6 protein-coding genes are annotated in these 6758 nt (G+C 30.8%); all 6 read left to right on the plus strand.

Annotated elements, in window-relative coordinates:
* On the plus strand, positions 1-956 hold a 956-nt coding region (locus ON15_RS06600; RefSeq protein ID WP_010580701.1), incomplete at its 5' end, for a type 2 periplasmic-binding domain-containing protein.
* Position 957: 1 nt separating this feature from the next.
* The gene (locus ON15_RS06605) at positions 958-1833 is read left to right on the plus strand and encodes a carbohydrate ABC transporter permease (protein WP_010580702.1); all 876 of its coding nucleotides are present in this window, start codon (positions 958-960) and stop codon (positions 1831-1833) included.
* Between the two features lie 73 nt (positions 1834-1906).
* Entirely contained in the window at positions 1907-2650 is a 744-nt protein-coding gene (locus tag ON15_RS06610) for a carbohydrate ABC transporter permease (protein ID WP_235720438.1), read from the plus strand.
* A 70-nt stretch (positions 2651-2720) separates the two neighbouring features.
* Complete coding sequence (locus ON15_RS06615; protein WP_010580704.1) at positions 2721-3626, plus strand: DUF1861 family protein; 906 nt, start codon at positions 2721-2723, stop codon at positions 3624-3626.
* Positions 3623-4690 carry a glycoside hydrolase family 130 protein gene (locus ON15_RS06620; protein ID WP_026049525.1) on the plus strand — a complete coding sequence of 356 codons (1068 nt, stop codon included), beginning with the start codon at positions 3623-3625 and terminating at the stop codon, positions 4688-4690. Before ON15_RS06615 ends, ON15_RS06620 begins: the two co-directional genes overlap by 4 nt.
* 18 nt (positions 4691-4708) lie before the next feature.
* On the plus strand, positions 4709-6758 hold a 2050-nt coding region (locus ON15_RS06625), incomplete at its 3' end, for a glycoside hydrolase family 38 N-terminal domain-containing protein (protein ID WP_010580706.1).

Raw genomic sequence — 6758 nt, forward strand, 5'->3', positions numbered from 1 at the left:
CAGGTACAACAAAAATTATTAAGAATCGTCATATGACAAAAACTATGAGTAATTGGACATTTTCAGGGGAAAATGAATATGTCTTACCTTTATATGCGGATCCTGTGTTAACAGCTTGGAGGACTGATGAGTTAAAGAGCTTAGGTATAAATAAATTACCAAAAACATATAATGATGTTCAAAAAGTTGCAACTTTATTAAAAAGTTCAAATTCAAAAAAAGTTGTATGGTCTGATTCGTATACCATTGATCCAACAGGATATCAGAGATGGTTTGATTTCTTTCCACTTTACTATGCAGCAAGCAATGGTGCAGAATTCATTAATGGAAATAAGTTTGAGGGGAATGAAAAAGCTGGAATTAAGTCGTTTACTTTTGCTAATACTTTATATAAAGAAGGCCAATTGGTTACTCAAAGCTCCACAGATCCATTTGAAAGAGGCAATAGTTTAATGACATTTGTAGCTCCATCAACTATTCCAACTTGGAATGAAAAATATAAAAATTTGGTTTATGGAAAAACATATAAGATTTCAAATATTCCTGTTCCGAATTCTATGAAAAATGCTAAAAATATTAAAACATATTCAGATGCAAAGGGAGTTGTAATTTATAGTAAAGCTACAACAGCTCAAAGAAAAGCAGCAATAAAATTTTTAAGCTACGTTTATAGCAGTTCCACAAATGATCTAAAGTTGATGAAAACAACAGATTTGTTACCTGCACGAGATGATTTATCTACCAATAAAGAATTTAAGTCATATTTTAATAAGAATAAAGAGTTGAAAGTTTATGCTAAATATATTCCTTATTCAATACCTTCTATGAATAACAAAAATTACAATGATTTGCAAGAGACTCTTGGCAATAAAGGTTGGATTCCTGCACTTAAAGGAAGCTTAACGCCTAAAAAAGCATGGAATACTATGGAAAAGGCACTTAAAGAGGCTTTGTAATATGAAACGTTATAATAATAAACTTGGATGGGCTTTTATAAGCCCATACATAATCTTCACGATTATTTTTTTCTTAATACCCTTAGTATGGTCGTTTTGGTTAGCGCTTACAAATTGGAACCTTATTTCTCCAAGTATAAAATTTATTGGGTTGAATAATTTCTGGGTTGCAATTAGAAGTTCCGGAGTACACGAAGCTTTTTGGGTTTCATATGAATTCCTTATTTTGTTTGTACCAATATCTTTGTGCTTTTCAATGATAATTGCAATACTTGTAAATAAATTACCAAAATTTAGAGGTTTGTTTCTAGTTGCTTTTTTTCTTCCATATCTTTCAAGTGGAGTTGTTACTTCTTTAATTGTAAAGGGATTGTTATCATCTAATGGGCCAATTAACACTTTCTTAGGGCATTTTGGAATTGATTTAGATATACAAAATCAACCTTTTACTGCCCTTTTGGTAATTTCAATAATGATTGCTTGGAAAATGTCAGGCTATTATGGGCTAATTTTATTTTCAGGTCTTGGCAATATTGATAAGGAAATATATGAAGCAGTTTCATTGGATGGCATAACTAAATGGAAACAATTTTGGAAGATAACTGTACCACTTTTGTATCCATCGCTATATACAGTTTTAATTTTAGCGATTGGCACCTGTTTTGGGGTATTTACTGAAGTTTACCAGTTAACAGGTGGTGGGCCTAATGGTGCAACAAATACTTGGCAAATGCAAATTTATAAAGATGCTTTTGAGAACTTAAAATCGGGATATGCTTCTGCCGAGGCTTTAATTGCGGCAGTTATTACATTCTTATCAATAACTGTATTACAAAAAATGATAGAAAAATGGGGGAAACATTATAGTTGGAATTAGAAAAAAAGGCTATAAAATAAACTATATTATAACAATAATTTTCTTATTATTAATGATTTACCCATATTTGTATATGTTGTTAAATTCGTTTGCAAAATGGACGGATGTTGATAAAAGCTTTATTCCTGCTCATTATACGTTACGTTCATGGAAATGGCTTTTTTCAGGAGGATCAACTGGTCTTGCGGAGCCATGGCTTGCAGCATTAGGACATACATTCTTTGTAACAACTGTTAGCGTGTTATTTATGATGGTATTTTCTTCAATGGCAGCGTATGCTTTAGCGAAAATTCGCTTTAGAGGTAAAAAATTTATTAATGGTTTTATTATATTTCAGATGTTTTTTCCAGCTATGATTCTTTTAATTCCTCAATTTTTAGAGGTTACAAAGGTTGGATGGAGCGATACATTTAAAGCCATGATTTTACCAACAGCTGTAAGTATGTGGGCTATATTTATGTATACTAATTTTTTTAAAGCAATTCCTGACTCTTTGATTGAAGCAGCAAAACTAGATGGTGCTACAGATCTTCAAATACTTATGAAAATTGTTATTCCAATGTCAAAGTCAATTACTACAGTAATTTTTTTATTCTTGTATACCGAGCGCTGGACAACTCTTTTGTGGGATATGATTATTTCTAAAAGTAATAGAACAGTTACCCTTAATGTTTTATTGTCGAGTATGTTTGGACCATATGGAAGTTATGCGGGTCCAATGTATGCTGCATCTGTAATGTTAACTACTCCATTAATTATTTTATTTTTGATATTCTCTAGAAATTTTCAAAAAGGGATGCAGTTTGCTTTAAAATAAGAAGACATCATAAAAAGATATCAATTGAAATTTAAGATTTAAAAATTAAAAATCAATAGTGGTGATTAAATTGGAAAATATTGATCAAATGTTAAAGAATCATCGTTTACGTCAGGATATTTCAGAACCAGAAGATTTAAAATTTAAATTTTCAAAAAATAAAGATGTATATAATCCTTCAACTGAGTTTTGCTTTAAAGGTAAAAAAATAATAGCAGTAAGGACCGAGGAAAGAAATTCAGAAAAATCCAAAACTTGTTTTTTAGAGAAAAATGATGGCAATTTTTATAAATTTAAAGAAAATGTTAATTTGCCTCTTCAAGATCCTTTTATTTTTAAGATTGCTAATGAAAATTATCTTGGAGGAGTAAAAGTTAATTTTCAAAATAAACTAGGTCCAGTTTGGTGGACTGAGGTTTTTCAAATAGAAGAGGACTTTACTTTTAAGAGAATTTTTAAAGGCCCAAAAGGTATGAAAGACATAAGGCTTTTACAATTAAAGGATGGCAACCTGGTTGTTTTTACGCGACCGCAAAATCCTGCGACGGGTGATGGGAAAATTGGAATTTTAGTGATTAGCGATTTTGACCAACTAGATGCTAAGAGCATTTTAAATGCTGAATTGTTAAAAAATAATTTTGCCAATGGTACTTGGGGAGGAGTTAATCAGGCTATAGAAGTAACACCTGATGTAATTTTCATAATTGGACATATAGCTTGTTATAAAAATAATGTTCGCCATTATTATGTATTAGCTGCATATATTGATTTAAAACAGAAAGTCATTTTTGGAGAAAAAATAATTGCAGAACGAAAAGACTTTTTGGAAGGGCCAGCTAAACGTAATGATTTGAAAGATATAGTCTTCCCATCAGGTATTTTTAAAAACGGTAAAAATAATATTATACTCATGGCTGGGGTAAGTGATTGTGAAATTCAAATAGCCAAGTTTAACTATAATTGTGACTTTTTATGAAAATTGAAAGAAGAGAGAAAATAATGTTTATTAGATTTAAAGAGAATCCATTAATTACTCCTACAGAAATAAAACCGGTTAATGAAAATTACAAAGTTATCGGAGTTTTTAATGCAGCAGTGGCAAAATTTAAAAGTTATACTATTTTAATTTTGAGAGTAGCTGAAGCGCCACAAGCTAAGAAAAATGAATTTAAGGTTCCTTTTTTCGATGTTGCTAGCCAAACTACCAAAATAAAAAGTTTGGATGATTCAAAATATGAGCGAAAGGATGTAAGAGCTTTTATCCCTAAAAAGGGTTTTGACAGCTTACCAACTTTTTTAACATCTATATCATATTTGAGGCTTGCTTACAGTAATGATGGTATTCATTTTAAGATTCTTTCAGAACCTTTTATTTACCCTCATAATAGTTTACAAACTTACGGTATTGAAGATGCACGCTGTACTAAAATAGGTTCAATTTATTACCTTAACTTTAGTGAAGTTTCTCCACAAGGTGTTTCCGTAGGATTAGTATCAACACAAAACTTTAAATCATATAAAGATTTTGGAACAATCTTTCTTCCTGATAATAAAGATGTTGTTATTTTTCCTGAAAAAATAAATGGCAGTTACTATGCATTAAACCGTCCATCAACTGCAAATAATAATATGTGGATTAGTAAATCGCCTGATTTGATACATTGGGGTGAGCATCGTCTCTTTTTAAAATCAGGTAACACATATTGGGATAATGGTCGTGTAGGAGCGGGTGGACCGCCAATTAAAACTGATAATGGGTGGTTAGTGATTTATCATGCGGCAGATGTAAATGATCGTTATTGTTTGGGAGCTATGTTGTTATCTTTAAATGATCCAACAAAAATTATTGGAAGAACCAAAATTCCGTTTTTGGAGCCTAAAGCACCTTATGAGTTGAAAGGCTTTTTGCCCAATGTTGTTTTTACTTGTGGTTCTTTTTTGGAAAAAGATCAGATTACAATATATTATGGTTGTGCCGATCAATCAATAGCTGGGGGCACAATCTCACTGACTAATATTTTAAATAATATGAAAAATTAATTTATGAGGTGATTCTTAGTGACTAGAAATTCAGATTTTTTTAGAACAAAAGTAAAACAACAACTAAACTATTTTCATGATTATATAAGTTTTAATTTGCATGATATTAATAATATGGAAATGGCCATTGAGAAGCAAAAAGGTGCTTTTGAAAATTTAAAGTGGAAAAAAATAAAAGTCGGAAATTCTTGGAGTGGTAGGGATAATTATTATTGGATTAGATTTAATTTAAAATTACCAGTGAAAAAATCGGAAAGTTTTTATCTCGTTCATGCTGATTTAGGACGAACAGGTAATGGGAATAATTCTGGTTATGAGGGTTTAGTCTATCTTAACAAAAAAATTTATCAGGGAATTGATAGTAATCATCAGAATATTTATTTAGATCTTAATGATTTTAGTAAAGCAACTGAAATTTGTCTTAGATTGTGGACAGGATTAGAAGGAGGAGGTAGCCCAGTTTCACAAACATATATCTTGAGAGATTTAAAGGAAGGTTTTGTTAGTAAAGAAGTATTAAATTGTTACGATTATTTACGCAATATTATTTTAGTGGAGGAAGAGTTAAGTGAGGATGATCCTTTAAAATATAAGTATCAAAATCTTTTGGATGATATTTTTAAAAGATTCGACTGGGCAACGGAAACAGCTGATACTGTAACTTTAGAAAGTTGTGAAGTTAATAGGAATATAAAAAAATTTATTGATAAATATGGAAACTATAAAGAACCTTACGAAGTTACAGTAATTGGTCATACCCATATTGATGTTGCATGGTTATGGCGCTTATGTCATACGAGAGAAAAAATTACTCGATCATTTGCAACAGTTCTTAGATTAATGGATGAATTTCCTGAATATTGTTTTTTTCAATCGACTGCACAGGATTATCAGTTTTTAAAAAGTGACCACTTGGAGTTATATAAAAAAGTTTTAAAGTATATTAAAGAAGGAAGATGGGAAGCTGATGGTTCAACTTGGCTAGAACCCGATACTAATATCCCTTCTGGAGAATCATTAACAAGACAATTTTTGTACGGGAAAAGCTTTTTTAAAAAGTTAGGTACAAAACAAAATGTTCTATGGTTACCGGATGTTTTTGGATATTCTGCATCTTTACCACAAATTTTACGTGGCTTTGATATTACTAATTTTATAACTTCAAAGCTTAGCTGGAATGATACCAATCGTATTCCACATGATACATTTCTTTGGAGTGGTATTGATGGTTCAACTGTTTTAACACAATTTATTATTACTCCAGAGCCGGATGCAGATCTTAAAAAGAAAAATGATTTAGCTTTTACGTATAATGGACAAATTACTCCGCACACTATTCATGGAGTTTATGCAGTCTATCAAGATAAAAGAATTAATGACAATTTATTATTGCCCTTTGGATTTGGTGATGGTGGAGGAGGACCTACAAGAGAAGAAATAAAAGATGTTAAAATTTTAAACTCACTTCCTGGCATGCCAGAAATAAAATTTGGTCGTGTAGATCAATATTTAGAGAAATTAAAGCAAAATATTTTTTCACGCAAGTCCTTATTGCATACATGGAAAGGTGAACTTTATCTTGAATATCATCGAGGAACATATACGTCTCAGGCTAAAATAAAAAAGCTTAATCGGAAGGCTGAATATGCTTTAAGAAGATTAGAAATTCAATATGTAGAAGCTTTTATTAGAGAAAAAGTTCCATATCCTTCAAAAGAAATTTATGAATTATGGATAATCTTGTTACGTAATCAATTTCATGATATTTTACCAGGATCGGCTATCTGTGAAGTATATAAAGATGCCTATCAGGAATTTGAATATTTGTTTAACAAAGTTAAATCACTGAAAAAGGGTTTGCACAAATTAAATAGTCGAAAGACCGATGAAAATAAAAATTATATGATTTTGCGCAATTTTCTACCTTGGAAACGTAAATCGTTGGTTGAATTACCATCAGGTTTTATTCCTAGACTTGATGAGCATGTAGTTCAGTATGAGAAAGTAAAAGATCAAAAAGTGTATACCTTAATAGAAGTTCCAGCCTTTGGAGAGATAGAAGTAATGG

Source organism: Liquorilactobacillus vini DSM 20605 (assembly GCF_000255495.1).
Taxonomy (GTDB): domain Bacteria; phylum Bacillota; class Bacilli; order Lactobacillales; family Lactobacillaceae; genus Liquorilactobacillus; species Liquorilactobacillus vini.